Origin of the sequence: Pseudoalteromonas fenneropenaei, from assembly GCF_042643375.1 — a bacterium.
In the GTDB taxonomy this organism is placed as follows: domain Bacteria; phylum Pseudomonadota; class Gammaproteobacteria; order Enterobacterales; family Alteromonadaceae; genus Pseudoalteromonas; species Pseudoalteromonas fenneropenaei.
In genome coordinates, this window is the sequence record NZ_JBHRSD010000018.1 from 119,133 (window position 1) to 143,834 (window position 24,702).

Genomic DNA, 24,702 nt, shown 5'->3' on the forward strand with positions numbered 1-24,702 from the left:
GCTTCATTATTAAGAAGGATACGACATGACCATCTTAGTGGTTGATGACAACCCAGAAGTACGCCTCAGTGCCAGTTACTTGCTGGAAGACCATGGCTTTACTGTACTTGAAGCGGACTCAATCGCAAACGCTAAAGCGTTATTACCACGCGCCGAGATAAGTTTAATACTGCTGGATATGAACTTCAGTCGTGATACCACGTCTGGCGCTGAAGGATTGCAATTTTTACGTTGGTTACGCAATCAGTCCCAGCCACCTGCGGTGATTTGTTTAACCGGTTGGGGTTGTATTGACCTTGCCGTGCAAGCGATGCAGTTAGGTGCTGCCGACTTTATCGAAAAGCCTTGGCAAAACGAGCGTTTATTGTGTGCCATTTGGCAACAAAGTAAAGTGGCACAGCGTTTACCTCGGCATGCGCCGTCCTCCTCGACTCACGAATATCAATGGCGTTCGCCAGTCATGAAAACGCTATTGCAACAATTACAACGCGTATCACACAGTGATGCGGCGGTGTTTTTAAGCGGTCCGAGCGGTAGTGGAAAAACGCAGTTAGCGAGCTGGCTGCATCGACAATCTGAGCGACGCGATGGTCCTTTTGTGGCGGTGAATATGGGGGCGATTGCCGCAGAACTGTTTGAAAGTGAAATGTATGGCCATGTCAAAGGTGCCTTTACTGATGCGAAGTCAGCGAGGGTTGGGCGTTTTGCCGCAGCGCATCAAGGCACGTTATTTTTAGATGAAATCGCCACCTTACCCCTACCGCAACAAATCAAGCTACTGCGAGTGTTAGAGTCCGGTGAATATGAGCGAGTTGGCAGTAGTGCAACTGAGCGTGCTAACGTAAGGGTAGTGAGTGCCACCAATGCCGATATGAATGCGCAAGTGAGCAGTGGCGCGTTTCGTGAAGATCTTTACTATCGTCTTAATACATTAATCTTTGAGGTGCCGCCCCTAGCCGCACGACGGGATGACATCATACCGCTGGCGCAATTTTTGATTGCTTCATTATGCGATAAATACACCTTCGCGCATAAAACACTCAGTGACTGCGCCGCACAAGCACTATTACAGTATCCTTGGCCCGGTAATGTGCGGGAATTGAAACATGTATTAGAGCGGGCGGTATTATTGTCCGATAGTGCCCTAATCAAGGCGGCGGATTGCCAACTGCGGCTTGCTAAGGTGAAACAGCTAGCTGCTGATGAAACTCCCAAGCAGAGCTTAGCGAATGTGGAACGAGAACTTATCTTACGGGTATATCGTGAGTGTCGGGGGCAAGTGGCAGACGCTGCCGTGCGCTTGGGGCTCACCAAGTCGTCGTTATATCGTCGCCTTGATAAATATGGCATTCGAGATGAAAGCGCACTTTGAACTAAAGTTGCTGTTGAGTTCAGGGTTATTGCTGCTGTGCGGTTTAGCCAGCACATTAGCTTGGTATGCGAGCCCATTTGCGTGGTTGCGATTGGCAATATTGCTGAGTGCTGGGGTTGTTATTGGGTTGTTGCTGCGCTGGCAATGGCGTTATGTACGGCAGCATTTACGGCGTTTTGGCTGGCAGCTTGATGCCATTGCCGAAGCGGATTTTACGCAACAATTAGCACCGCAATTTGGTGCTGGTGAAGCCGCGCAGTTGGAGCGTCAGTTGCAAACTGTGGTGCAGCAGTTACGCGCACAAAAAGGCCGCTATAGCAGCCAAATGTTTGTGATCTACGAGCTTATCGACAAGCTCAATAGCCCAGTGATGATTTTCGATGCGCAAGCACGTTTAAGTTATGGTAACCCTGCGTTTTTTAATTTGTTTGCACGCCCTTGGCAAAGTTGTAAAGGAATGCATGCCAGCACACTTGGGCTTGATTGTGACAAACAGGGTTGGCGTTGGCAAAACCCGCAACAAGCGAGCCAATGGCAACTGCGTTATAGTCATTTTTTGCAAGAGGGCGAGTCGTTTACCTTACTGATGGTACTTGATATTAGCCAAGCATTGCGGCAAAAAGAGTTAGCTGCTTGGCAGCAGTTAATCCGCGTGATAAGCCATGAAATTCGCAATACCTTAACCCCAATTAGCTCACTTGCGAGTAGTTTGCAAAGCAAGGTCAACGTAGCGCGTGATCAGCAGGCTCTTGCAGTGATAGCCGAGCGCTGCGAGCATTTGCAAACTTTTATGGCGCGCTATGCTGATGCCAGCAAAACGCTAAAACTGCAATGCCAAACGTTTGATTGTCGCGCTATGCTGGGGCGCGTTATTGGGTTATTGCAATTGCAGGCAGAGGTCGAGATGACGGTAAAAACTCCGCTTCTATATGGCGATGCAGCATTGCTTGAGCAAGTGTTGATAAACCTGCTGGACAATGCTCGCTTTGCCAACCACGAAGTGGGTCGACGCGGGATTAGCCTAGTGGTAACACGTGATGCAAACCGCAATTGTATAGAGATAAATGATAGTGGAGACGGGTTTGCAAACCTAGATAACGCTTTAACACCCTTTTACACTACTCGACCGCTTGGTCAGGGTATAGGGTTAACTTGGAGCCGTCATGTAATTGAGCAACATGGCGGGGAGCTACGATTGCGTAATGGTGAGCAAGGGGCCTGTGTGAGTATTTGGTTACCCAGCAGCGAAGAGCCAGCCGCGGCTGGCTCCGTAGTAAACGATTAGTAGTTTGCTACTAATGACACACCACTAAAGGCACTATAAGCACGGACCATCACATAGTAACGGCCTGCACCTGCATTCAGCGAGCAGGTTTCATTGTTACCCAGTTTAAATGGACGACAATCATAACTGCTGGTGGTTGGTTCTAAATCTTTACGTACATACAGGTCAGCATCACCACTACCGCCTGACAGTACGAATGACACCGTACCGGCATTGGCTGGAATATCAATGTAGTACATTAAATTCTCGCCTTTTGCCGCGGCTAAGCCAGTTTTTGCCACGCCTTTTTGTAAAACACTGTCATTACTTTGGCTAACCGCCACGGTCTGCGTAGTCGAAGCGGTTTCACCTGCGCTGTCAGTGACAGTTAAAGTAACTGAATAGCTACCCGAGTTAGCATAGGTGTGGTTGCTGGTGACGCCAACATCGGCACTACCATCGCCAAACTGCCATTGATAGTTGCTAATGTTGCCATTAGGGCTGCTGGAGTTACTGGCGTCAAATTGACAATTTAGTAGCGTACAGTTCGCCGCAAAGCTCGCGACTGGCAGCGGTGTGGTATTGCCATTATCACCCTCAGGGATCTGGTTATTAAAGTGCGTTGCAACTTGAGGCCAAATCAAACTCACTTTTGCACCTTTGTTAGTGCAACCACCTAAGTGATGTAGCGCGATAACTTTGTTGGTTGCGGCAGCAAGCACAGGAGAACCAGAAGAGCCGCCGATAGTATCACAGTAGTAACCTATGTCAGTGTTAGTGCCGCGACCGTTGGCGCTAGCCTGATTCACTGAACATAAGCCGTTGGTATCTTGATCTGATTCAATCGCTAACTCTTTTGGATTGCCAGAACCATGCTGTGGAATATAAATGCGCTCACCTTGGTTGGCATTACGCACATCAAGGCCAAAATAACCAAAAGGCGCTGCTTTTGCGAAGTCATTGATGGTAAATAGGGTGTAGTCTAGGGTGTAGTCCGTTTTTAGGAAGTCTTTCCCTGTGACTTTGACGACAGTTTCATTGGTATTGCCATTACAGTCTTTACGTTGATAGTTAAACCACACTTCTGTGGCGGTTAACTCAGCGGCCGTTTCAACGCAGTGATTATTGGTGAACATGCGGTTGTCTGGGCCAACCCGCCATGCTGTACACAAACTGCTCCCGCCGATGATAAGACGTGCAACTGGGCGTGAGCGCTCAAACTCTGTGGGATGAGATTGCGCCCAACATTGTACGTTTCTGCGCTCCATGGCGCCGCAAGTGGAGAAAGTCCCGACGTCAGTATCAAGATTACTAGGTTCGGCGGTGAAGTTAGGGGTTACCAACTCACCACCATCTTGACCTTCAGTACCATGATAGTAGAAATCGATTTCACCAAATTCACTGGCATGTTGATTGGCGCCGGGAATAAAAGTCACAATGGCGCTCTCACCTGTGATAGACATGGCCGCAAACTGGCTAGTGCCATCATCGCCAATGCGGCTGTCGCGAGTCGCAGCGCGCATATTGCCCGCAGTGTATTGATAACTTTCTGAGCCGTCTGGTGCACTCACAATCAACTTGCCGCCTTTGCTCAAATCAATGTTTTTGAAGTGCAATTTGATGTAACTGGCATTGGGATGGTTGATGGTTTGCGAAACTGTTTGAGGTGCATTTTGACTGGCCAAAGTCGGTGTCGCCATAGCGCTTAGAGGTAAGTTGATAGTGTTGATCTGTGCGACTATCGTTTTGTTCGCTTTGCTTGTGTATTTAAGCATTTGCGCTTCGCTCAGCACAGTGGTTTCAGTTGCAATAACGCCTGTACTACAAAGCCCTGCACACAGCAGTGCGACGTTCAGATAGTTAGGTTGAAATGTCATGTTGTACCCTATTGTGTTGGTTGAATATCCATCAACACAATAGCGGTACAATGTTTTTATGTAAAGTAATGGTAAATAAATTGTTTAGTTTTCTAGTCTCATCTGAGCTGCTAATGCTTGTTGCTTGGCTGCGATCATTGCGATTTTTTTACTGTCCGTATGGCTGGTTTTTTCTTGCGCGGTCTGCAGGAATCTTTTGCTTTCACTCATTTTTCCTTGTAAATAGCTGACTTTGGCAAGTTCTACGTAACCTTCCGGCATATAGGGTGCGCGTTCAATAAAATGCAATAATTGTGTTTTTGCTTTAGACAGCTTGCTCTCGCGTAAATTATCTTTCGCCATTAATAGCCACTCTATCGGTGATTTGACTGTTGTTTCGCGCAATTGTTGAACCTGAGTGATTTTTTCGTGATCGGTATTTGGGTCTAATGTTTGCAACAAATTTGCAAGCAGGTTATGACTGATGAGTTGGTGCGTAAGGGCGAAGTCATAAAGTTGTTGCTCGGTCTTGGTATCGCCAATACGGCGGTGCAAAATAGCGGCAAGATTGATAAGTTCCGGGTCATTTGGGCTAAAATGAAATGCTTGCAGTAGTAGGGAGTAGCTCAAGTCATAGCGCTTGTCTAACAATGCATCCACACTGCGATTGGCGTAAAACTTAGTGATCAAATCTGACAAAGTAGCACTGCCCACAAAGACATTATCGATTTGCGGAAAATAGTCGATAACTATGGCCGAGCGAGTTAATCCGGATTTGTCGTTCGGGTCAAAAGGCGCAAACAACTTGGTTTTAAAGTGGTTTGAGATCAATAGCGTGTTGTTGTCCATAAAATAAACTGGCGCAGAAGATACTTCAGTGAAGCTGGTTTCCAGTGCTATCAAATTAGCCAAAGCCTGAGTCAAAATGGCCAGCGAAATGCAATTACCTTGTTGCTGTTGCAAGCTCTCGCGTGCCATTAGTGTTTGACCATCGTATCTAAACTGCCCTAACTTTGCTGTCAGGTAATCTGCCAAAATATGATCGGCGCGTTGGTTGAGATTTTGCCGCTGCGTAAAATAGGCGAGAAACTCTTCTTTTACCTCTTCACTGAGTAAAAACAACTCTGAGCTTTTTGGTACGTTTTGTGGCACAAAGTGGGCGTGGTTGAGGAGCGTAGTGACGTCAGGTTTGGAATCGGCTGGTTTTGCGGCGCTAAGTGGTTGCAGTTGGGCACATCCTGTTAAAGTGACCAATATCAGCAAAGGCCAAATTAATTTCTTCATTATTATCCCTGCTCCTAGAACAACGGTTACTGAGTTAGTTGTAACTTAATTCGCACCAAAGAGGCAACTATCGCTACCAAAAGTCATTTTATTCCGATTCCGGAATCGCACCGGAAAATTTCCACTAATTTCAATATCTATTACTTATCTATGTGATAAATATATAAATAATTCTTGGCATCAAATTCGCTAAGCAATATCAGTAATGCAATCTCAGAATAAGCAAAGAGACATAAATGGATGTGATAAAACCTCGTGTAGCGCAATCGCGGTGGTTAAAGTGGTGGTTGGTAGTGGCGCTCGCTATTGCAGTCCTGTGGATGCTACGCAGTATTTGGCAAAGTGATTATCATCAGCTCAGTGCGCGTCAGGTGGAGTTGGCTACTGTTGAGCGCGGTACACTGAGCATGACCGTTGATGTGTTTGGGCAGCTTGATAGCCTAGATAAGCAATTACTGGTCAGTGATAGTGATGCTATCGTCAAACATGTTGCGGTTAGAGCTGGCGAAACCGTGATGGCAGGGGATGTGATAGTTGAGCTGATGGATGCAGATTTAGATTTGCAAGTTGCACACGCCGAGCAAGCGCTGGAAGCCGCCAATACCACGTACATGCAGTTGCAGTTGCGGCAGCAACGTGAGTACTTAGCAGACAGCTTACAACAAGCCCGTTTGCAGGGCGAATTAGATACCACGATTTTGAAACTCCAAGCAGAGCAAAAACTTGCAGAAGCTGGGATATTATCGCAGCTCAGTTTTGCACAGACCCGCAGTACAGTAGAAAACTTGCAGCGGCAGTTACAAGGTGAAACAAAGCGTCTGACGCAGCTTAAGGTAATACATCAAAACGAACTGCAACTCGCTAAGCGCTTAGTGACACTGCAAGAAAAGGCATTGCGGCGCAATCGAGACAAGTTGGCAGCGTTGACTGTTGTGGCTCCTATCACGGCGGTTATAGAAACTTTGCCGTTAGTTGTTGGGCAAAAATTACATGCAGGAGAATTGCTGGCTACCTTAGGGCAGCGTGAACAACTTAAAGCCATGTTGCAAGTACCGCAATCACAGCTTGGCAAAATTCAACTGCAGCAGCCAGTGTCTGTGGTGATCCAAGGGCAGCGTGTCGCAGGTAAGGTGAGTCGTATTACTCCTGTGGTGCAAGACAACTATATCGTAGTTGAAGTGACGCTTGCGGATGTACCCGTTGGCGCGGTGGCGAAGCAGTCTGTTACCGCCAAAATAACCGTTGCGACGTGGCCCAATACAGTGCATGTGCGCAGCCCTGCATCTGTTGAGGGCCAGCTTTCAGGAGAAGCGCTCCGCGTGTCGCACGATGGTCTCATTGAACGAGTGTCGGTGCAATTTGCTGACCTGAGCGGTGGTCAGGTGCGAGTAGTGGCAGGTCTTGCCGTTGGCGACCGTATTGTGGTGTCGGACCTCAGCGCACAACTTGCTGAATATGATAAATTAATTTTGAAGGAGTAAGTGATGAACGCACTGATTTCACTGCGAGGCATAGGTAAGGTATTTGCAACTGAACAGCTGCAAACCCACGCGTTAAGTAATATAGATTTAGATATTCAACAGGGCGAATTTGTCTCAATTTGCGGCCCATCAGGCTGTGGCAAATCTACCTTGTTATCTATTCTTGGTTTACTCACTCCCGCATCTTCGGGGCAATATCAGCTTGCGGGTCAAGATGTCGCAGCGCTTTCGTTTGATATGGCGGCGCGGTTTCGCAATCAGCATATCGGGTTTGTTTTTCAGGCCTTTAACTTAATTGATGAGCTGACAGTTGCAGGCAATGTGGCGTTGCCGCTCAAATACCAACAACCCAAACTCAGTCAGCAAGCGATACAAAGTCGTGTTCAGGCGTGTTTGCAACAAGTTGGCATGGTACATCGTGCTGCGCATTTTCCCAAACAATTGTCTGGCGGACAGCAGCAGCGTGTTGCCATTGCGCGGGCATTGGTAACCAAGCCGAGCATTTTGTTGGTTGACGAAGCCACGGGTAATTTAGACTCCAAAAGTGGCGATGCGGTGATGCAGCTCATTGCCAATCTGCATGCAGAAGGTAGTACGATTTGCATGGTGACCCACGACACCCGTTATGCGGACTTAGCTTCGCGGCAAGTGCATTTATTTGATGGCGAGTTACTGGGGATGTCGCACTCGCTTGGTCGTACACATCTGCAGGGAGTGAAATAAGCATGAGCGCACTAATGCGTTGGCAGATTGGCTTGCAACTGCCTAAATCCAGTATCAGTGTGTTACTTTCTACCACCATTGCGCTGACCTTATTTTGCTTGGCGGTGAGCTTGTATCACACAGTGCTGCTAAAACCTTTGCCTTATCCCGATGCAGAGCGTTTAGTGAAGGTTGAATACCAGATGCATGATGAGCAAGGGCGCATGAATGCGGCCGCATTCAACTACCAAAGCTTGATGCACCTTTATCAGCAACCCCATGACTTTGAAGAGATAGCCCTAGTGCATTACGCTCAGGAGTTGTTACTGTCACACGCCGAAGCGCCGTTGCTGGAAACCGGATATGTCACACCTGAGTGGTTTAGCATGCTGAATTTACGGGCGGAGTTAGGCACAACCTTTAATGCGCCTGCAGATCTCGATCGGCCCGTGGCGGTGCTGAGTCATCAGGCTTGGCAACGTTACTTTAATAGTGACCCAAATGTGCTATCGCAAGTGCTACAGCTGGGCAAACAGTCCTTTACTGTGATAGGTGTGGCGCAAGCTGGCTTTCAGAATCCTGTGCTTACCCACACTTTACAACAAACAGATGTATGGCTTGCGTGGGACTTTAACCTCAATATACCGGAAGCACGCGAGTCGTGGTGGAGCCGTTACCCTCGTGACTTAATGCTGGCCAAATTAAAGCCGGCACAAAACCGTGCGCAAGTGGAGCGTGACTTAAGCCAGAGCATGAATGCGCTGTGGCAGCAAAATATTGATACTCAAGGTTACTTTAAAGGTTGGCAGATTAAAATTGCACTGCAACCACTACGCGAATTGGCCACTGGCAATGGACTTGGTACCTTGCTTAGTGGCGTGCTGTTGGCTGCCTGTGCGCTGTTGCTGATGGTGGTAATTAATATTGCTAATTTGCAATTGGCTTGGATAGCCTCTGCTCAGCGGGCGATGGCAATTCACAGCGTACTGGGGGCAACTCGCAAACATTTATTGTGGCAACAATGGCAACCTCTGCTGCAACTCTTTTTGTTGGCAGCGGCTATGGCGGTGCTGTTCACGCTCTTGTTACTTAAAGTGACTAAGCCCTGGCTTACTAATTTGCACCCAGCGCTAGACGCCGTGTCACTCAATTCGAGTGGCATAGTGGTGGTGATGGGGAGCAGCCTAGTGCTGAGTTTGCTCTTGGCCTATGTCAGTCTACGCACGTTGCGGAGCAGCGATTTAAACCAATATTTGCAGCAAAGTGGCAAAGGTGCAGTCTTTGTCGTGCCGGTTTGGCTAAGACACACCATGATTGTCAGTCAACTGACCTTATCCAGCTGTTTAGTGTTTTTTATGAGTGACGTGGCAATCCAGCATGCCCAGCATCTGCGCCATAACCTGAGCCTACCGCTTGCTAACAAATATGCGTTGGAGCTCTATTTTAGTGCGCCTGTTGCAGATAATTCTGCCGCTATGAGTGAGGTGATAACCCAGTTGCAGGCCTTACCAGGCGTGACTCAGATATCCCAAGCGCGCTCACCTTTTGATGAAAATCTAATCACTTGGGATCTGCAAAATGTTGTGACGCTAGAGCGGGTCAATCCTTATGGTAAAACTGTCGATGAGCATTACTTTGCGCTAATGGCAAGCCAACTAGTGGCAGGACGCAACTTCACCACCGAAGAGTTGTTGGCTAAAAGTAATGTGATGATAGTGAACGAAACCTTTGCTAAGTCTCTTGGTGGAGCTGAGCAGGCGCTAGGCACCCAGCTGAGCTTTAACCTCAGCGCAGGCGCAGAAGCTGCGGGGCAAATCGTTGGGGTGGTAGCTGATATTCCATTACCGCATGAAACCCAAACGTGGCCAAAGCTTTATAACGGCCGCAAAAGCGCAAAGCGTTTATTGATTGCTGTCGATGAAACGCACTCTTTGTCGCGCAGCTTGCTGAATCAAGCCTTGGCTGATTTGCCTTATGGCGTGAAAGTTCATACTTTCGACACGCTCAATGAGCAGCGTTGGCAGGCACTATTTGCCACGCTACTCACCACAGTGATGGCGATGGGATTAGCGGCTTTTGTGGTGCTGATAGCCATCATAGGTATTGTTGGCGTAGTCAGTTACAGTCAGGTACTGCAACTCCCCAGTATTGCACTTAAAGTAGCGTTGGGTGCTACTCGCGGCACTATTTGGCAGGAGTATGGCGGGCAGTTTTTAATCTTGCTTGCGGTGGCTGGTGGTAGTGCTGCGCTTATCTGCGCAGTCGCGATAGACTATCTTACTTGGTCTTGGTCAAGTATGTGGGCCAAGCTACTGTGTACTATCCTAGTGATGAGTTTGTTGGCATTAGTGTGCATGGTGTTGCCTCTTTATAAAAGACTGCGTCAGCCGCTGTTTAACGCATTGCATGGTGCTGAATAAGCGCGACGTCCCAAAATGCCAGTCAGCCTATTTGCGTGCAGACTGGTCATGCTTTATGTTTATTTTGGGTTCAAGGCCACTTTTGTGTAAAACGCTACAATATCAATATATTTATTTTACACAAACTTACAAATGTCACGTTCCCGTTGCCAGCGAAGTTGTTACAATGTGAGCAGTGAATTTGAAGAAGGACAAGTCATGAACAGCAAAGTAATGAAATGGGTATTCCCATTTGTCGCATTAACGCTGGGGGTTGCAGGCTCGATGGGGATCACTGCACTGGCGAAAAAGGATGAAGAAAAACAACAGGTTGATACTAGGCCTGTGGTTGAGGTGACCCGTATTCAGCCAGAAGATTATCAGGTGATGATCCGCAGCTACGGCGAAGTGAAAGCCTTTGAAACTACCCGCCTTGCGGCGCAAGTGTCGGGCAAAGTGACCTATTGGAATCCTAACTTTATCGCCGGTGGCATCGTCGCCAAAGGCGATACTTTGATGGAAATCGAAAAAGATAACTATCAGGCGGCAGTATTACAAGCTGAAGCTGAGCTAGCGCGTGCAGAAGCGGCACTGATTGAAGAGCAAGCCAAAGCGGAAGTAGCCAAAGATGAAGCGCGGCGTTTCCCAGATAAAAAACACACAGACTTGTTCCTGCGAAAGCCGCAAGTAATGAGCGCCGAAGCCGCCGTTAAGTCTGCGCAAGCGAGTTTGCAGCGTGCTCGTCGTGACTTAGCCAACTGCGACATTATTGCCCCGTATGACGCCTTGGTGGTGTCTCGTGATGTCGGTTTAGGTCAGTTTGTGAGTGCGGGTTCTGCGCTGGCGGTGTTAAATAATGTGGAAGCGGCAGAAGTGCAAATTCCAATCGCTGGGTTTGATAGCGTATTTTTACCTAAGCAAGTAGCAGGCTCTGTCGCCGAAGTGTCACAAGCTGGCTTTAATGGCTTTAGCCGTGAAGCTCTAGTAGCGCGTGATTTAGGTGTGGTGGATACCAGCACGCGGATGAGTTATTTGGTGGTACGTATTGAAGATCCGTACGGCTTTAAAAATGGTCAACCAGCTGTGAAGTTCGGTAGTTTTGTTAATGTTAGCTTTGCTGGTGCAACGCTACGCCAAATCTTTAAGTTGCCACAGGATTTAGTCAATAACCAAGTAGTATGGCTATTGAACGACGAAGGTGTGCTTGAAGCGCGTAAAGTTCAAGTGATCCGCGAAGAAGGCGAATACTTCTTGGTTGGTGATGGGTTGCAGTATAACGATAAAGTTGTGGTGACCTTACCTGAATACCCAACCAAAGGTATGGCGGTGAAAGTGGCAGGTGCCGACAGCTCAAGCGTTGAAGCTAAATCGGAACAGCTGTAACAGCAAGGAGTGGACATGACGGATAATCAGCAACCGCAGGAAAAGGGCATTATTGCCTATTTTACCTACAACTCTGTTGCCGCGAACTTGTTGATGGGCTTCATCATTGTGATGGGCATTATCAGCTATTTTACCATTCAGCGGCAGATGTTCCCGAACTTTGAAATCAATTATGTAACGGTCAATGCTAACTATCCTGGGGCCTCACCGCAGGAAATAGAAGAAAGTATCCTGATCAAAATTGAGGAAAACCTCAAAGACATTACCGAGATCAAAAAAGGCGTTTATCGAGCGTTCCGTGGTGGTGGCTCTGCACAGCTTGAGATCCATAAAGATGTAGATTTGGTTGAAGTCACGGATAAAATTCGTGCGCGCGTCAACAGCATTGCTACTTTCCCCGCGGCAATGGAACCGCTCCGCGTGCAACAAATTGAATTTCGTCAGGATGTGATTCAATTTGCGCTCACCGCGGACTTACCGCTGATAGAACTTAAACCGATAGCCAAGCAAGTTGAAGATGAGCTATTGCAGCTTGATAACGTCGCGTTAGTTGAACGTTCTACGCCAAATTATGAAATCGGGGTTGAGATAGACCCAGATATGCTGCGCCGTTACAACTTGACCATAGCGGATGTAACTGCTGCGATCCGTCGTTACTCGGCGAATATTTCTGCCGGTCAAATTCGCAGCAATGCGGGCACGATTGCAGTTCGGGTGGAAAACCAATATTACCGTGGGGATGAGTTCCGACAAATTCCGGTGAAAGTTGGGCAAAATGGCGCCAAAGTATTGCTGCAAGACGTTGCAACGATCAAAGACGATTTTGTGGAAGGTGAGTACTACTTCAAATTGAACGGTAAAAACGCGGTGTTTTTATCGGTTAAAGCCACCAAAGATCAAAATATGATGCCAGTGGCGAAATCTGTACTTGATTACATCGAGCATAAAAATGCCTTGTTGCCACCGGGTATCCATCTTGAGCCTATCGTGGACATGACTTACTACCTCGATGCGCGCCTTGAAATGATGAAAAGCAACATGCTGCAAGGTGCGATTCTGGTGGCGATTATGCTGACGGTATTCCTGCGCTTTAAGTTGGCATTTTGGGTAATGATAGGTTTACCTGTGTGTTTTCTTGGTGCGATTATGATGATGCCGATTTTTGGTGTGACTATTAATATCACCTCATTGTTCGGTTTTATTATGGTGCTCGGGATAGTGGTCGATGACGCCATAGTGATAGGCGAAAGTGCCTATACCGAAATTGAACGTAAAGGCGCCAGCGCACGCAACGTGATCATCGGCGCGAAACGTGTCGCAACACCAGCAACCTTTGGGGTGTTAACGACCATCGCGGTATTTGCGCCTATGGTGATGTCGAGCGGTCCGGAAAGCGCGATATTTAAGTCAATTTCAATCGTGGTGATTCTTTGCTTAGTATTTAGTTTGATTGAGTCTAAGTGGATTTTACCTGCGCATATCGCCCACACTCACTTTAAGCCAATGCGTGAAGGTAGCTGGCGTGCCAAATTTAACAAGCGGTTCTTTGCCTTTGTAAATGGTCCTTACCGTCGTTTTGTGGAGCGCTGTGTGGAATGGCGCTGGACAGTATTGTTCAGCTTTATCGGCATGTTAGTGCTGAGTTTTGGTTTGATCAGCGCCAATTTAGTACGTACTGTGCCAATGCCAAAAGTGCCGCATGATTTTCCGACCATTCAAGTGACTATGAACGACAATGTGTCAGATCAGCAAACCATCGACGCATTACTTGCCATTGAAAACATGGTGAAAAAAGTTGATGCCGAAATTGAACAAGAGTTCGGCCAAAAAATGGTGAAAAACTTCTTTGTGTTCAACGAAAAGCGCACTGAAGGCCAAGTATTAGTGGCGTTAGTGGATGAAGAACTAAGACCATTCAATGCCTTTGAATTGTCACGGCGTTGGCGTGAAGTGATGCCTGTGATTGCGGGTGCTAAGTCGATTCAAGTGTTTGACGATGTGAACGGTCAAGGTATGGGTGGCAATGGTGAGTTTGGTTATCGTCTCTATGGCCCTGATATTGATGTGTTAAATGCGGCGGGTCGACAACTGATAGCTATGCTACAACAGGAAAAAGGCCTATTTGATATTAGCTCGTCAATTGACCCTGAAAGTAAAGAGTTGCAACTTCAGTTGAAGCCAGTGGCTTATGATCTTGGTCTTGACTTATCAAGTGTAGCTAACCAAGTAGGGATGAGTTTCTACGGTGGTGAAGCGCAGCGCGTCATTCGTGACGGTGAAGAAGTCAAAGTGATGGTGCGTTATCCAGAGCTACAACGGGAAGCCATTGCGTCGCTCAAACACACAGTGATCACAACGCCGCAAGGCAAAGAAGTGATGCTAGGTGATGTAGTCGAGCTCATTGAAAAGCCAGGGATCAGCTATATCCGTCGTGAGGGTGGATTCCGCACTGTGTACGTGTATGGCAATATCGACGAAGAATTGGTTGAACCTAACGCAGTCGTTGAGCGGGTGAAAAAAGAGCTATTACCTAAGCTCTTAGCGCAGTTCCCTGGGGTGAAAAGCGAACTCGGTGGTTCTATTGAAGAGCAACAAGCGCAGACCAATGAACAGATCATGTTCTTTATTGCGGGGATGCTGATTGTTTACATCTTGTTGGCGGTGCCGCTGAAGAGCTATTCACAGCCGCTGATTGTGATGTCGGTGATCCCGTTTAGCTTAGTAGGCGCTATTTGGGGGCATTTCTTCTTTGGGCTTGATTTAAGCATGATGTCAACATTCGGCTTGATAGCCGCAGCGGGGGTGGTGATTAACGACTCACTGGTGATGACAGATTACGTCAATCAGGTGCGTAAAGAAGGGATGTCGCTAAAAGAGGCGGTGGTGGATGCTGGGTGTGCGCGTTTTCGTGCGATTACCTTGACCTCTATCACCACCTTTGCTGGGGTTATTCCGATTATTTTCGAAACCAGTTTACAAGCGCGCTTTGTGATTCCGATGGCAGTGTCATTAGGTTTTGCGGTGCTATTTGCAACCGTGATCACTTTGTTACTGGTGCCTTGTCTCTACATTATTCTGACCGATGTACGGACTTTCTTCCGTAATCGGAGCAATAATGTTGGCAGTTTAAAACGTCTTGTCATGAGCCGCATTAAGCGCAGCACTACGGTAGATAACCATAACGCCTAATTAGCGTCACAATACAAAGGCCGAATCAGTCGGCCTTTGTTTTTTACTGTGATAGAATTGGCGAAAATGAGTACTACCTTGAGATCCCGGCGTGTCACAATCAATAATAACAGCCCCCATTGCCAACCAAAAAGCCCATACTTTGAGCCATCACGGCCATGACCGTATCGATAATTACTACTGGATGCGTGACGATGAGCGTCAAGCGCCTGAGGTGATAGCGCACCTTGAAGCGGAAAATCGCTATTGTGAAGCTATGCTTGAACCATCTAAAGCCTTGCAACAGCAAGTTTTTGCAGAGCTTAAGGCGCGGATTGTCAAAGACGACAGTTCAGTGCCAGTAAAAGATGGCCAATATTGGTATGTCAGTGAAGTCGCTGGGGACAACGAATATCCTAGCTTTTGCCGTGCTGACAACGCAGAGATGGTAAACAAGGTGTTATTGCTGGATGTAAACCAACTCGCCGCAGGCCATGATTTCTACGATTTGGGCGAGTTGTTAGTAAGCCCGAATGAAGAGATTTTAGCCTACAGTGAAGACACCGACAGCCGACGAATTTACACCGTCAAGTTTAAAGATTTAAATACTGGAGCGTTGTTGGCGGATGAACTGCACAATACTGAAGGGCAAGTGGTGTGGGCCAACGACAACCAAACGGTCTACTATGTGAAAAAAGACCTGCAAACCTTATTGGGTTCGCAAGTGTATCGACATACTCTTGGCTCCCCACAAAGCGATGACGAGCTTGTTTACGAAGAAGAGGACAAGCAGTTTTTCTTGGGGCTTGGCAAAAGCCGCGACGAAACGCAGATCTTTATTTATTTAAGCGCCACTGAAACGACAGATGTATTGGTATTAGCCGCGGATGACAGCAAAGCTGAGGTAAAGCGCTTATTTGCGCGTCAAACAGGACATGAATTCGGCCTTGAGCGTATACACGGGCAGTATTTTATCCTGACGAACCTTGAGGCGAAAAACTTCCGCTTAATGACCGCTGACGACAATACCATTGCTACGCCACACCTATGGCAAGAGCGTATTGCACACCGTGATGCGGTGTTGTTAGAAGGGATTGAGCTGTTCAATGACCAGTTTGTAATGACTGAGCGTGAAAAAGGGCAAACGCGGTTTGTTGTGCATAGCTATCAAGGTGACAGCTTTCAGCTAAACTTTAACGATGACTGTTACTATGCTGGCATTGGTCTAAACCCAGAAGCCGCATCTGCGGTGGTGCGGATCAGCTACTCAAGCTTAACCACCCCATTTAGTATTTTTGATGTTGATTTGGTGACTGGGCAAAAAACCTTACGTAAGCAGCAGCAAGTACTGGGTGAATTCAATAGTAAGGACTATGGCTCAGAACGTATTTATGTTAGTGCTCTGGACGGTGCCGAAATTCCGGTCTCGCTAGTGTACAAAAAGTCGCTCTTTCAACAAGATGGTACTAACCCTTTACTGCAATACGGCTACGGTGCTTATGGAATTACCCTAGATCCGAGTTTTTCAAGTTCAGTATTGAGTTTACTTGACCGGGGATTTGTCTACGCCATTGCCCACGTGCGCGGTTCAGAAATGCTTGGCCGTCAATGGTATGAGCAAGGTAAAAAAGCGCATAAACAAAATACCTTCAGCGATTTTATTACAGTAACACGGGCTTTGGTTGCCAAAGGTTATGGTGCCAAAGACAAAATTTTTGCATCGGGTGGTAGCGCGGGTGGTTTGTTAATGGGGGCCATAGTGAATCAAGCGCCAGAGCTATATTGTGGTGTCGGTGTACATGTGCCCTTTTTAGATGTTCTGACGACTATGCTGGACGAGAGCATTCCATTGACAACCAATGAGTATGATGAATGGGGTAATCCAAACTATCCCGAGGATTATAAAACCATTTTGGCTTACTCGCCGTATGATAATATCAAGGTTCAGGCTTATCCAAATATTTTGGTCACCACTGGCTTGCACGACTCGCAGGTGCAATATTGGGAGCCGATGAAATGGGTTGCTAAACTACGCGCCCATAAAACCGATGATAATCTGTTATTGTTTAAAACCGATATGGATGCGGGTCATGGAGGGGCTTCAGGGCGCTTTAAAAGCCTAGAAGAAAAGGCCTTGGAGTTTGCTTTTTTCATCCAACTGGCTAACTCCAACAACGTATAGCGAGGAGCATGATGTTTGCAGCACATGGCGATTGGCGGATCTTGATAGTGACACCTTGTGTCTACATTCAGCCGATTGGTGCATTCAATAAAGAAGGTGTACTGGCGTTTCAGCGTGACGCCATGCAGCAAGTGGCAGGCTATCCAGCCGGTTCGTTGGTTTCGGCGGTGATTGACTTACGTCGTTTTGAGCTCAATACCGCAGACAGTAATGCTGTGGTGCAAGAGTATTTTGCGGGGATAAAACAGCGAGGTTATCAACGAATTGATTACATCGGTGCCAATGTACTGGCGCAGCAAGTGCTAGAAATCCTGTGGCAGGGGACGAATATGGAAGTGCACTTTCATCGCGATTTGGATGCGTTTTTAGCACTATGTCCCGCGCACCAACCGGCAAAAAACTGGCTGCAAAGCAGCCAGTAATAGCAAGTAGGATTAGTCGAGATAGGCGCGTAGCATCCATACCAATTTTTCCTGCTCTTTAATGTAATCACTCATTAAAGAAGCGGTACCTTCGTCGTCAGCTTCCGCGGCGGTAGCTAAAATCTCACGTTGCATGCTTATCAGAGTTGAATAACCAGTTAAGACATTTTCCAGTGCTGCACGGCCATCACTAATGTTTTTCGCTTCAGTGATTTTGCTGTTTGCCAGATAATCGGAAAAGGCATGCAGCGGTTGTCCTTCGATGGTCAAAATACGCTCGGCTATTTCATCGACTTTCAATAATAGCTGAGTGTAAATTTCCTCAAACTTGAGGTGTAACTCGAAGAAGTCGCGGCCTTTAATATTCCAGTGAAAGCCACGCGCATTCATATATTGGATCTGATAACTGCTAAGTAAAGTGTTGAGTGAAGTTACCAACTGTGCACTCTTAGTTGCGTCCAGGCCGATTGAATTGATGTTTGTCATAAGTAACTCCTTAAATTGAATCTGCTTACAGTATGGTCAAAATCGGGCGTGCTGCCCAACAGAAATAATCTATGAGATTAATCTGTAAAATCTATCAAAATAAAATGAACTTAAGATTAAATTGATGAACCACATCTCTAGCATTCGCTAATGTGGCGCTGAATTCAAGTATAAAACGACCAATACAGGGGAAAGTTGACTCCTACCTTTTGAGTTTTTGGGACGCATATAACTTGCCAATTTTGATACTTAAGTGTGAAAACACGCGGCAAACTTGATCTATCACAAGCCTTTTCTCAAGAGCCATTAAACGGTTTTAGGATCTTGATTTAGGTCAAATATTGTTCGTCAGTAGAGCGCATAATGACCCTAACAACACTGCTGCGATTGCGAAAGATGCAGTTGAAATCCAAGGAGATACATTATGCTTGCAAAAACTAAGAGCCAACATAAAGCAGAAATAACCGTGGTTATTATTGCGCTAGTGACGTTTGTGGTAGGATTGGTCGGCCACCTAGCTGGTGCTAGTTACGCTAACTCAGATATGTTTGGCTATATTGCAGCTCCTATCCCACTTATTACTGGTTTGCTCGCCTTTATCGCCTACAAAGTGGCGCAGCATGGCGACCATTAGTCGCTCAAGAGCTAGTCGCTCAAGAGCTAGTCGCTCAAGAGCTAGTCGCTCAAGAGCTAGTCGCTCAAGAGCACTTGCAGAATATAGTCCATGACTTGTTTTGAGTAGATCATGCTGGTGTGGCTCAGGTGAAAGACTTTATGTTCCGCCATGCCAGCCAGCTGAGTTTCCTCAAGCAATACTGTGCCATCAGACTGGCTGCCTCTTTTTAATAAGGGCATCAGACCTAAAGGCAAGTCACCTGCAATACTGTAGAGTTTGGCGGAAAACGGCCAATCGTGGTTCTCGCTGAGCAGAAATTCAATGCTGTTTTTCAGCAGCAGATCAAATCCCTTGTCGTGCATATGCTTGGCGATGGCGCTACCTTTGTGGGGAGTACCCAAAGTTATGACTTTGCTCACTTGTTTGGCGGCGTTAGAGTTGTGTTGCAGATATGCCCGCGCAACTAAACCTCCCATCGAATGACATACTAGTGCCGCCGGCTTATCTGCGATAAATGCATCAATTTGGGCGAAGATCCGCTCACGATTGGGGTGTAGCGTATTGTAGCTGAGGTTAAGGATCTCCAAGTCGGCCTTTTGCAAACGTTGGCATAGCGGCCGCATAACAAAGCCAGACATATACAATCCGTGTAATACCACCACTCGCTGTATGGTCATATTGCTCCTTACTGTAGACGCGTTGGCACTAAGTGTACGCTATGTTCACTGTCGCTGAGCCATATTTCGCCATCTTGCACGGTAATGGTCAAGTCTAAGGCTCTTTTGGCCAGACGTGCTAATTGCTCGGTGGCTTGATAAGGTAAGCTAACAACCGTCAGGTTATCAAATTGTGCCAGTTTTGACTGATTTTTTTGCCACCAAATGGTCTGATTATTTTCGCCGTAGCTGTAGAGAATAACTTGTTTCGCGCGATTACAGGCTTTTTTAACGCGTTTATCATCTGGCAAGCCCAGCTCAATCCACACTTCTATTTCATCGCTGTAGTTTTTCACCCAAAGTTCAGGCTCATCGTCGGCACATAGCCCCTTGGTAAATACCAGCTCAGGTTGATAATTTAAGGCATAGGCGAGGACTCGGATCATCATTCGTTGTTCCGTTTCAGACGGGTGTTGGGCGATAGTAGCAGTGCAATCCTGATAAACATGGCGGTCCATGTCACTAATGCTGAGTGCTACTTTAATAATTGTGGATTTGAGGGCCATTGGTAGTTTATCTCTTCGCAAAGAGCGGCATTATAACTGAGCCAAGGTAAAAATAGGCCGAAACATCTTCATTCGCTCTAGGTATTTCTCGTTAGATTGTTGACTGTGAGTAAATATTGCGCATTTTGGAAGCTATGGTATATTTATTTGTGTCGAATTTATGAGCAGTAAATCACAGGGTTCGGCTCAGAAAGTCGACGCAAATAAATCAAGAGGGAGAAGGAAAATGAAAAAATTCGCCATATTAACGTTAGCGCTGGCGACATCAGCGCTACTTAGCGGGTGTAATGTTACGGACGAATTGACAACGAAAACCCCCCAGGTTGCCTGCCAAAATAGTGAAAACTGGCAAGATGCTGGATTTCAAATGGCAAGTGAAGGGCGATCTATTACTGGCTATCAACAACTAGTTGAACAATGTGGTTTCAGCTTTGACGAAACCGCAGAAAGCCAGTTTGTCAGTGGTTATTTAGCGGGTTTGGTTGAGTTCTGTAGTTATGACAACGGCGAGGCGTTAGGTGCAAAGAATGTGCGAGACCCAAATGTCTGTCCACATGCTATGCGTGCCGAGTTTGCGAAAGGCTATGAAGCTGGTTTGCTAAGTTTTAACACGCGGCAAAATAATATGAAAACAGGCCAGCGTTTTTCTCAGCTACAGGCTAATGCTCATTTTCGTGCTAGGCCAGTATCGGCAAGTGTAAACAGTAAGCCAGCACGCTCTGGTAACTAAGCATTAAAAGTAAAGTTAAGCGGGTTTTAAAAACTAGTACTTTACAGGAAGCCCCTCAATCTAAGAGGGGTTTCTTTTTTACAATAAACAAAGTCATGGGATTTAGGTTTAATATTGTTTATTAGTAAATTTTGGTTTGTTTGGAATAAATATTTTAACGCATAACTCACGGTTATTTTTAGTTCAATAATAGCCATATTTACTGCGGTAAGAAAAGCATTGAGCAAATAGCACTTTGCTGCAATTAAAATGAAAAGCTACATAAAATGCAACTAACCCCTTGGATCTTAAGTCGAAACTGCTTCTACATATAAGTCAGAAAGCCAAAAGGAGACTAGTCCACATAGTCTCAGATACGTGTGATAGCGATGGGCGTGCAATAAGTGTAAATAATCTAAAGCTCTCTTAAGCATTAACACTGTAGGAGCTGTGCTACTACTTTCCCAACTTAGTCCATGAAGTCGTTATGTCTGAATGTGTAACTGAATTAAGCATCAATTTTGATACTGAGAAATAAACTTAACATAGGTCATCCCTATCTCGTTTTGACTGCTATCACATCAGGTTAAGTAAGATAAAGTTTATCTAAAACTCTATGTTGCTAGTTCAGGCTGATTGTCAATCAGTTGGTTGTAGTTCCAGTAAGTACATGAATTGAAGGTGATTTTGTGTACCTTGGGATAGGTTCGTTGTTTAAATGTAAACCTGGTTTCATTTTGGGCTTATTTGTTGCTTTCTATTGTTTAATTTTATTTAATTTACTAAGTTTTATTTTAACCTTTTATTTCATATTTCTTTTTACTTACTTGAGGATGCCTTTTAGCAACTTGCTTGTCTTTATGTTCGGGAGTTTTGTTAACTTTTGGTTGGTAATATATCCATTGTGAATTTTTAACTAGAAAATTGCGTTTTTTTTTATAGTACCTGTATTGACTGCATAATATTTAAAATACTATATTAACAATGCAGTGTGCCATATTTGTAACAATTGGCGTCAAATAGCAAAAATTAAAACAAATAATTAAATCAGGGAAATCAATGAATAACATCAAACTTACCAATGCAGTGCGCATGGCGTTAGTACTAGGTACTGCGTCATCATCGTTCATTGCAACTCAAGCTTCAGCGGCGGAAGAAGCTGCTCAAGAAAACAAAGTTGAAAGAATTGCGGTAACGGGTTCTCGTATTAAACGTACCGATCTCGAATCTGCTCAGCCAGTATTGACGATTTCTGCAGCGGATATCGACCGCTCAGGTTTAAGTTCACTTGCTGACGTACTGAAAGAAGTCGCGACCAACGGTACCGCGCTTGGTCTTCAGACCAACAACGGCAACACAAGTGGTGTGTCGCGCGTTAACTTAAGAGACTGTGGCTCAGCACGTACACTAGTGTTAGTAAATGGTCGTCGTTGGGTGGCTGGTTTAGGTGGTAGCGTTGACGTATCAACGATTCCACTTGCGGCAGTTAAGACCATTGACGTTCTTAAAGATGGTGCTTCTTCTGTTTACGGTACTGATGCAATCTGTGGTGTGGTCAACGTTATTACTAAAAACGATTTTGACGGTGCAGAAATGCGTGCCTATATCGGCGAAACATCAGATAGTGATGGCCGTAAAGAGCAATACTCAGCAACTTTCGGCTCTAAATCAGACAAAACCTCAACACTTTTTAACGTCAGCTACTCTAAGCAAGAATCAATTCTTGGTGGTGACCGCGAAATTTCCTCAGTACCTATTTATGGCCTACCAGCGAACGTTTCGGCTTCAGGTGGTCGTGCTAGCCCAACCACACCAAATGGCGGTTTTCCTGTTAAAGGTGAAGATGGCAAGACAACTCGTTATACACTGACAGAAGGTGCAGTAGGTTGCGAAGTGAATAAGTCTTGTGCTGGTAAAACAGGCGACTTTAAAGTGTATGACGCAAACACTGACGGTTATAACTTTGCTCCAGTAAACTATATCCAACAGCCACAAGAAACACTATCTCTTTACGCGCAGTCTTCACATGAGATCACAGATGAAATCCTGTGGACCAACGAAGCTATGTACAACAAACGTACTTCTGAAGCGCAGCTTGCGGCTCAACCTTTATCTGGTATGGCCGTGTCTAAAGATAGCGTTTACAACCCATTTGGCGTAGACATTAGTGGTGCAGCTTTCCGCCCAATTAACTCGCCGCGTGGTTATGCAGCGGAAGCGACAACTTGGCGTTATACTTCAGCGTTAGCGGGTGACTTTGATGCGCTAGATAGAACATTCAGTTGGGATGTGGGTGCAACCTATGCGAAAAACTCAAGTGTGCAGTTAAAGAATGGCTTCTTCCATAAGGACCGTGTTGCGCAAGCGTTAGGCGCATCTTTCATTGATGGTAATGGTGTTGCGCGTTGCGGTACCAAAGAAAAGTCAATCGCAGGGTGTGTGCCATTTAATATTTTCGGTGGTGCAAACGGTGTCACGCAAGAGATGTTGGATTACATCACGGTTGAGCCGCGTAACCTTGAAGAAAGCGAAATGTGGGCGTACAACGCCAACATCGGCACTGAATTGTTTGAATTACCAGCAGGTTCAGTTGCTATGGTAATTGGTGCGGAATCTCGCCGTGAAAAAGGTTTTGATAGCCCAGAGCCATTGACTGTATTGGGTCAAGTATTAGGCGATAACGCTTCTACACCGACTCAAGGTGGCTTTAGTGTGAAAGAATACTACACCGAAGTAAACGTGCCTATTTTGGCAGATCAGCCGTTTGTGGAGTCGCTAGACTTAAACTTCGCAATTCGTTACTCAGATTATTCAAGCTTTGGTTCAACTACTAACTCAAGCGCTAAATTAAGCTATCGTCCAAACTCAGAAGTATTGGTACGTGCAAGCTATAACGAAGGTTTCCGCGCACCATCACTATCTGATTTGTACCAGGGCCAATCTGATAGCCGCCCTTCAGCAAAAGACCCTTGTAGCGTTGATTCTAATGCCTATAAAAATATCCCTGAAGTAGCGGTACGTTGTGCTGCTGAAGGTGTACCAGCGGGCTGGAAGCAACAAGATCCACAAATCCGTGCTGTGATTGGTGGTGACGAGAATGTTCAACCGGAAACTTCCGAGTCTTTGTCTATGGGTGTAGTTTATAGCCCAGAGTTTATTGATGGCTTAGGTATCAGCCTTGACTGGTATCGTATTGAAATCGAAAACTATATCAGCTCTCGCTCCGCTGCATCGGTGATGGCGCGTTGTTATGAGCAAGGTATTGCGGATGATTGTAGCCAGATTACCCGTGACTTTACTGGTAGCCTTAACGGTAACCCAGGTGAAATCAGTCGCTTAATTTCTACCACCCGTAACTTCAAAGGTGGTCAACACTATGAGGGTGTAGATCTTAACGTAGACTACCGCTTCTCTACTGATTTAGGTGACTGGCGTATTAACTGGGATAATGCCTATGTGATTTATGCTGGTGACTTAGGTAAATTAAACGAAGGCGAGTTGACCCGTGATGGTAGTATTTCTGATGGTAACGATGCTGGCCGTTATGTGTCAGGCGCATCTGCTGGTGGTACTAACTTTAGATTGAAGTCAAATATGACTTTGTCTTGGCGTAATGATGATTTTGGTGCGTCGATTACGGCACAGTACTTCTCTAAGCAAGTTGAGAACTGTGCGAATATTGTGAGCGCGTCTAAAGCATTAGGCCAACCAGAGTTGGCGGACCTATGTTCTGACAAAGACCATAAAGGTAATACCTACGCGTTTAAACCAGGTACAACAGAAATTATTGCTACACCAGATCAAGAATTACCTGAGAACAAACTAAGCCCAACGGTATACTTTGATGCTCAAGGTAGCTGGTACACGCCTTGGAATAGTACAGTTTCTGTAGGTATCCGTAACCTGTTCGATAAAGAGCCACCAAAAGCTTACTCTGCGTTTGCTAACACGTACGACCCAATGTACCGTACGCCAGGTCGTTACTACTACCTAAGCGTAACGCATAAGTTCTAATCAACACTGATAAAGAATCTCCCTGATCTTATCAGATGAACTTAGAATCAAGCCCTTGCAATTAGCAAGGGCTTCAGATTGATGATAAACCCTGCTTTTTTAAGCGGGGTTTATTTTTTCGATAGTTAGGTCGTTTTTTCTA

At 46.0% G+C, this 24,702-nt stretch carries 17 protein-coding genes; 12 read left to right on the forward strand and 5 right to left on the reverse strand.

Features of this window, described 5'->3' with window-relative positions:
• Positions 1-25 precede the first annotated feature (25 nt).
• Entirely contained in the window at positions 26-1,372 is a 1,347-nt protein-coding gene (locus ACFOEE_RS12290; protein WP_377124646.1) for a sigma-54-dependent transcriptional regulator, read from the forward strand.
• Complete coding sequence (locus tag ACFOEE_RS12295; RefSeq protein ID WP_377124648.1) at positions 1,356-2,657, forward strand: sensor histidine kinase; 1,302 nt, start codon at positions 1,356-1,358, stop codon at positions 2,655-2,657. The genes ACFOEE_RS12290 and ACFOEE_RS12295 overlap by 17 nt, the downstream gene beginning before the upstream one ends.
• Here ACFOEE_RS12295 and ACFOEE_RS12300 read toward each other — a convergent pair.
• Together ACFOEE_RS12300 and ACFOEE_RS12305 are read right to left on the reverse strand one after the other, a co-directional pair.
• Positions 2,654-4,513 (reverse strand): PKD domain-containing protein, encoded by a 1,860-nt coding sequence (locus tag ACFOEE_RS12300; protein WP_377124650.1) that lies wholly within the window; start codon positions 4,511-4,513, stop codon positions 2,654-2,656. The two genes, ACFOEE_RS12295 and ACFOEE_RS12300, sit on opposite strands and share 4 nt — an antisense overlap.
• Positions 4,514-4,597: 84 nt before the next feature.
• Positions 4,598-5,776 (reverse strand): hypothetical protein, encoded by a 1,179-nt coding sequence (locus ACFOEE_RS12305; protein WP_377124652.1) that lies wholly within the window; start codon positions 5,774-5,776, stop codon positions 4,598-4,600.
• Between the two features lie 236 nt (positions 5,777-6,012).
• On the opposite strand from ACFOEE_RS12305, the gene ACFOEE_RS12310 reads away from it, so the two are divergent.
• From ACFOEE_RS12310 to ACFOEE_RS12340, 7 genes are all read left to right on the forward strand, one after another.
• Entirely contained in the window at positions 6,013-7,257 is a 1,245-nt protein-coding gene (locus tag ACFOEE_RS12310) for an efflux RND transporter periplasmic adaptor subunit (RefSeq protein ID WP_377124654.1), read from the forward strand.
• A gap of 3 nt (positions 7,258-7,260) precedes the next feature.
• Entirely contained in the window at positions 7,261-7,980 is a 720-nt protein-coding gene (locus tag ACFOEE_RS12315) for an ABC transporter ATP-binding protein (protein ID WP_377124656.1), read from the forward strand.
• Positions 7,981-7,982: 2 nt separating this feature from the next.
• A complete protein-coding gene (locus ACFOEE_RS12320; RefSeq protein WP_377124658.1) occupies positions 7,983-10,379 on the forward strand; it encodes an ABC transporter permease in 2,397 nt (798 codons plus the stop codon).
• A gap of 198 nt (positions 10,380-10,577) precedes the next feature.
• Positions 10,578-11,741 carry an efflux RND transporter periplasmic adaptor subunit gene (locus tag ACFOEE_RS12325; protein WP_377124660.1) on the forward strand — a complete coding sequence of 388 codons (1,164 nt, stop codon included), beginning with the start codon at positions 10,578-10,580 and terminating at the stop codon, positions 11,739-11,741.
• 15 nt (positions 11,742-11,756) lie between these two features.
• Complete coding sequence (locus ACFOEE_RS12330; protein ID WP_377124662.1) at positions 11,757-14,930, forward strand: efflux RND transporter permease subunit; 3,174 nt, start codon at positions 11,757-11,759, stop codon at positions 14,928-14,930.
• A 91-nt stretch (positions 14,931-15,021) separates the two neighbouring features.
• A complete protein-coding gene (locus ACFOEE_RS12335; protein WP_377124664.1) occupies positions 15,022-17,091 on the forward strand; it encodes a S9 family peptidase in 2,070 nt (689 codons plus the stop codon).
• A gap of 8 nt (positions 17,092-17,099) precedes the next feature.
• Positions 17,100-17,513 (forward strand): hypothetical protein, encoded by a 414-nt coding sequence (locus tag ACFOEE_RS12340; RefSeq protein ID WP_377124666.1) that lies wholly within the window; start codon positions 17,100-17,102, stop codon positions 17,511-17,513.
• A gap of 12 nt (positions 17,514-17,525) precedes the next feature.
• Here ACFOEE_RS12340 and ACFOEE_RS12345 read toward each other — a convergent pair whose 3' ends face one another.
• The gene (locus ACFOEE_RS12345) at positions 17,526-17,999 is read right to left on the reverse strand and encodes a Dps family protein (protein ID WP_377124668.1); all 474 of its coding nucleotides are present in this window, start codon (positions 17,997-17,999) and stop codon (positions 17,526-17,528) included.
• Between the two features lie 424 nt (positions 18,000-18,423).
• Here ACFOEE_RS12345 and ACFOEE_RS12350 point away from each other — a divergent pair, with 424 nt between their 5' ends.
• Positions 18,424-18,633: a hypothetical protein gene (locus tag ACFOEE_RS12350; protein WP_377124670.1), complete on the forward strand. Its 210-nt coding sequence runs from the start codon at positions 18,424-18,426 to the stop codon at positions 18,631-18,633.
• A gap of 56 nt (positions 18,634-18,689) precedes the next feature.
• Here the strand turns inward: ACFOEE_RS12350 and ACFOEE_RS12355 are convergent, their stop codons facing one another.
• Positions 18,690-19,292 carry a PGAP1-like alpha/beta domain-containing protein gene (locus tag ACFOEE_RS12355; RefSeq protein ID WP_377124672.1) on the reverse strand — a complete coding sequence of 201 codons (603 nt, stop codon included), beginning with the start codon at positions 19,290-19,292 and terminating at the stop codon, positions 18,690-18,692.
• Between the two features lie 8 nt (positions 19,293-19,300).
• Positions 19,301-19,837: a YaeQ family protein gene (locus tag ACFOEE_RS12360; RefSeq protein WP_377124674.1), complete on the reverse strand. Its 537-nt coding sequence runs from the start codon at positions 19,835-19,837 to the stop codon at positions 19,301-19,303.
• A 226-nt stretch (positions 19,838-20,063) separates the two neighbouring features.
• Between ACFOEE_RS12360 and ACFOEE_RS12365 the strand changes: the two genes are divergently transcribed.
• Both ACFOEE_RS12365 and ACFOEE_RS12370 read left to right on the forward strand, forming a co-directional pair.
• Positions 20,064-20,567: a DUF2799 domain-containing protein gene (locus ACFOEE_RS12365; RefSeq protein WP_377124676.1), complete on the forward strand. Its 504-nt coding sequence runs from the start codon at positions 20,064-20,066 to the stop codon at positions 20,565-20,567.
• Between the two features lie 1,038 nt (positions 20,568-21,605).
• The gene (locus ACFOEE_RS12370; protein WP_377124678.1) at positions 21,606-24,560 is read left to right on the forward strand and encodes a TonB-dependent receptor domain-containing protein; all 2,955 of its coding nucleotides are present in this window, start codon (positions 21,606-21,608) and stop codon (positions 24,558-24,560) included.
• The last annotated feature ends 142 nt before the right edge of the window (positions 24,561-24,702 follow it).

Bases quoted from the DNA above. Each gene is read 5' to 3' on its own strand.
- ACFOEE_RS12290 (WP_377124646.1), top strand. From the start codon at position 26: ATGACCATCTTAGTGGTTGATGACAACCCAGAAGTACGCCTCAGTGCC.
- ACFOEE_RS12295 (WP_377124648.1), top strand. From the start codon at position 1,356: ATGAAAGCGCACTTTGAACTAAAGTTGCTGTTGAGTTCAGGGTTATTG.
- ACFOEE_RS12300 (WP_377124650.1), bottom strand. From the start codon at position 4,513: ATGACATTTCAACCTAACTATCTGAACGTCGCACTGCTGTGTGCAGGG.
- ACFOEE_RS12305 (WP_377124652.1), bottom strand. From the start codon at position 5,776: ATGAAGAAATTAATTTGGCCTTTGCTGATATTGGTCACTTTAACAGGA.
- ACFOEE_RS12310 (WP_377124654.1), top strand. From the start codon at position 6,013: ATGGATGTGATAAAACCTCGTGTAGCGCAATCGCGGTGGTTAAAGTGG.
- ACFOEE_RS12315 (WP_377124656.1), top strand. From the start codon at position 7,261: ATGAACGCACTGATTTCACTGCGAGGCATAGGTAAGGTATTTGCAACT.
- ACFOEE_RS12320 (WP_377124658.1), top strand. From the start codon at position 7,983: ATGAGCGCACTAATGCGTTGGCAGATTGGCTTGCAACTGCCTAAATCC.
- ACFOEE_RS12325 (WP_377124660.1), top strand. From the start codon at position 10,578: ATGAACAGCAAAGTAATGAAATGGGTATTCCCATTTGTCGCATTAACG.
- ACFOEE_RS12330 (WP_377124662.1), top strand. From the start codon at position 11,757: ATGACGGATAATCAGCAACCGCAGGAAAAGGGCATTATTGCCTATTTT.
- ACFOEE_RS12340 (WP_377124666.1), top strand. From the start codon at position 17,100: ATGATGTTTGCAGCACATGGCGATTGGCGGATCTTGATAGTGACACCT.
- ACFOEE_RS12345 (WP_377124668.1), bottom strand. From the start codon at position 17,999: ATGACAAACATCAATTCAATCGGCCTGGACGCAACTAAGAGTGCACAG.
- ACFOEE_RS12350 (WP_377124670.1), top strand. From the start codon at position 18,424: ATGCTTGCAAAAACTAAGAGCCAACATAAAGCAGAAATAACCGTGGTT.
- ACFOEE_RS12355 (WP_377124672.1), bottom strand. From the start codon at position 19,292: ATGACCATACAGCGAGTGGTGGTATTACACGGATTGTATATGTCTGGC.
- ACFOEE_RS12360 (WP_377124674.1), bottom strand. From the start codon at position 19,837: ATGGCCCTCAAATCCACAATTATTAAAGTAGCACTCAGCATTAGTGAC.
- ACFOEE_RS12365 (WP_377124676.1), top strand. From the start codon at position 20,064: ATGAAAAAATTCGCCATATTAACGTTAGCGCTGGCGACATCAGCGCTA.
- ACFOEE_RS12370 (WP_377124678.1), top strand. From the start codon at position 21,606: ATGAATAACATCAAACTTACCAATGCAGTGCGCATGGCGTTAGTACTA.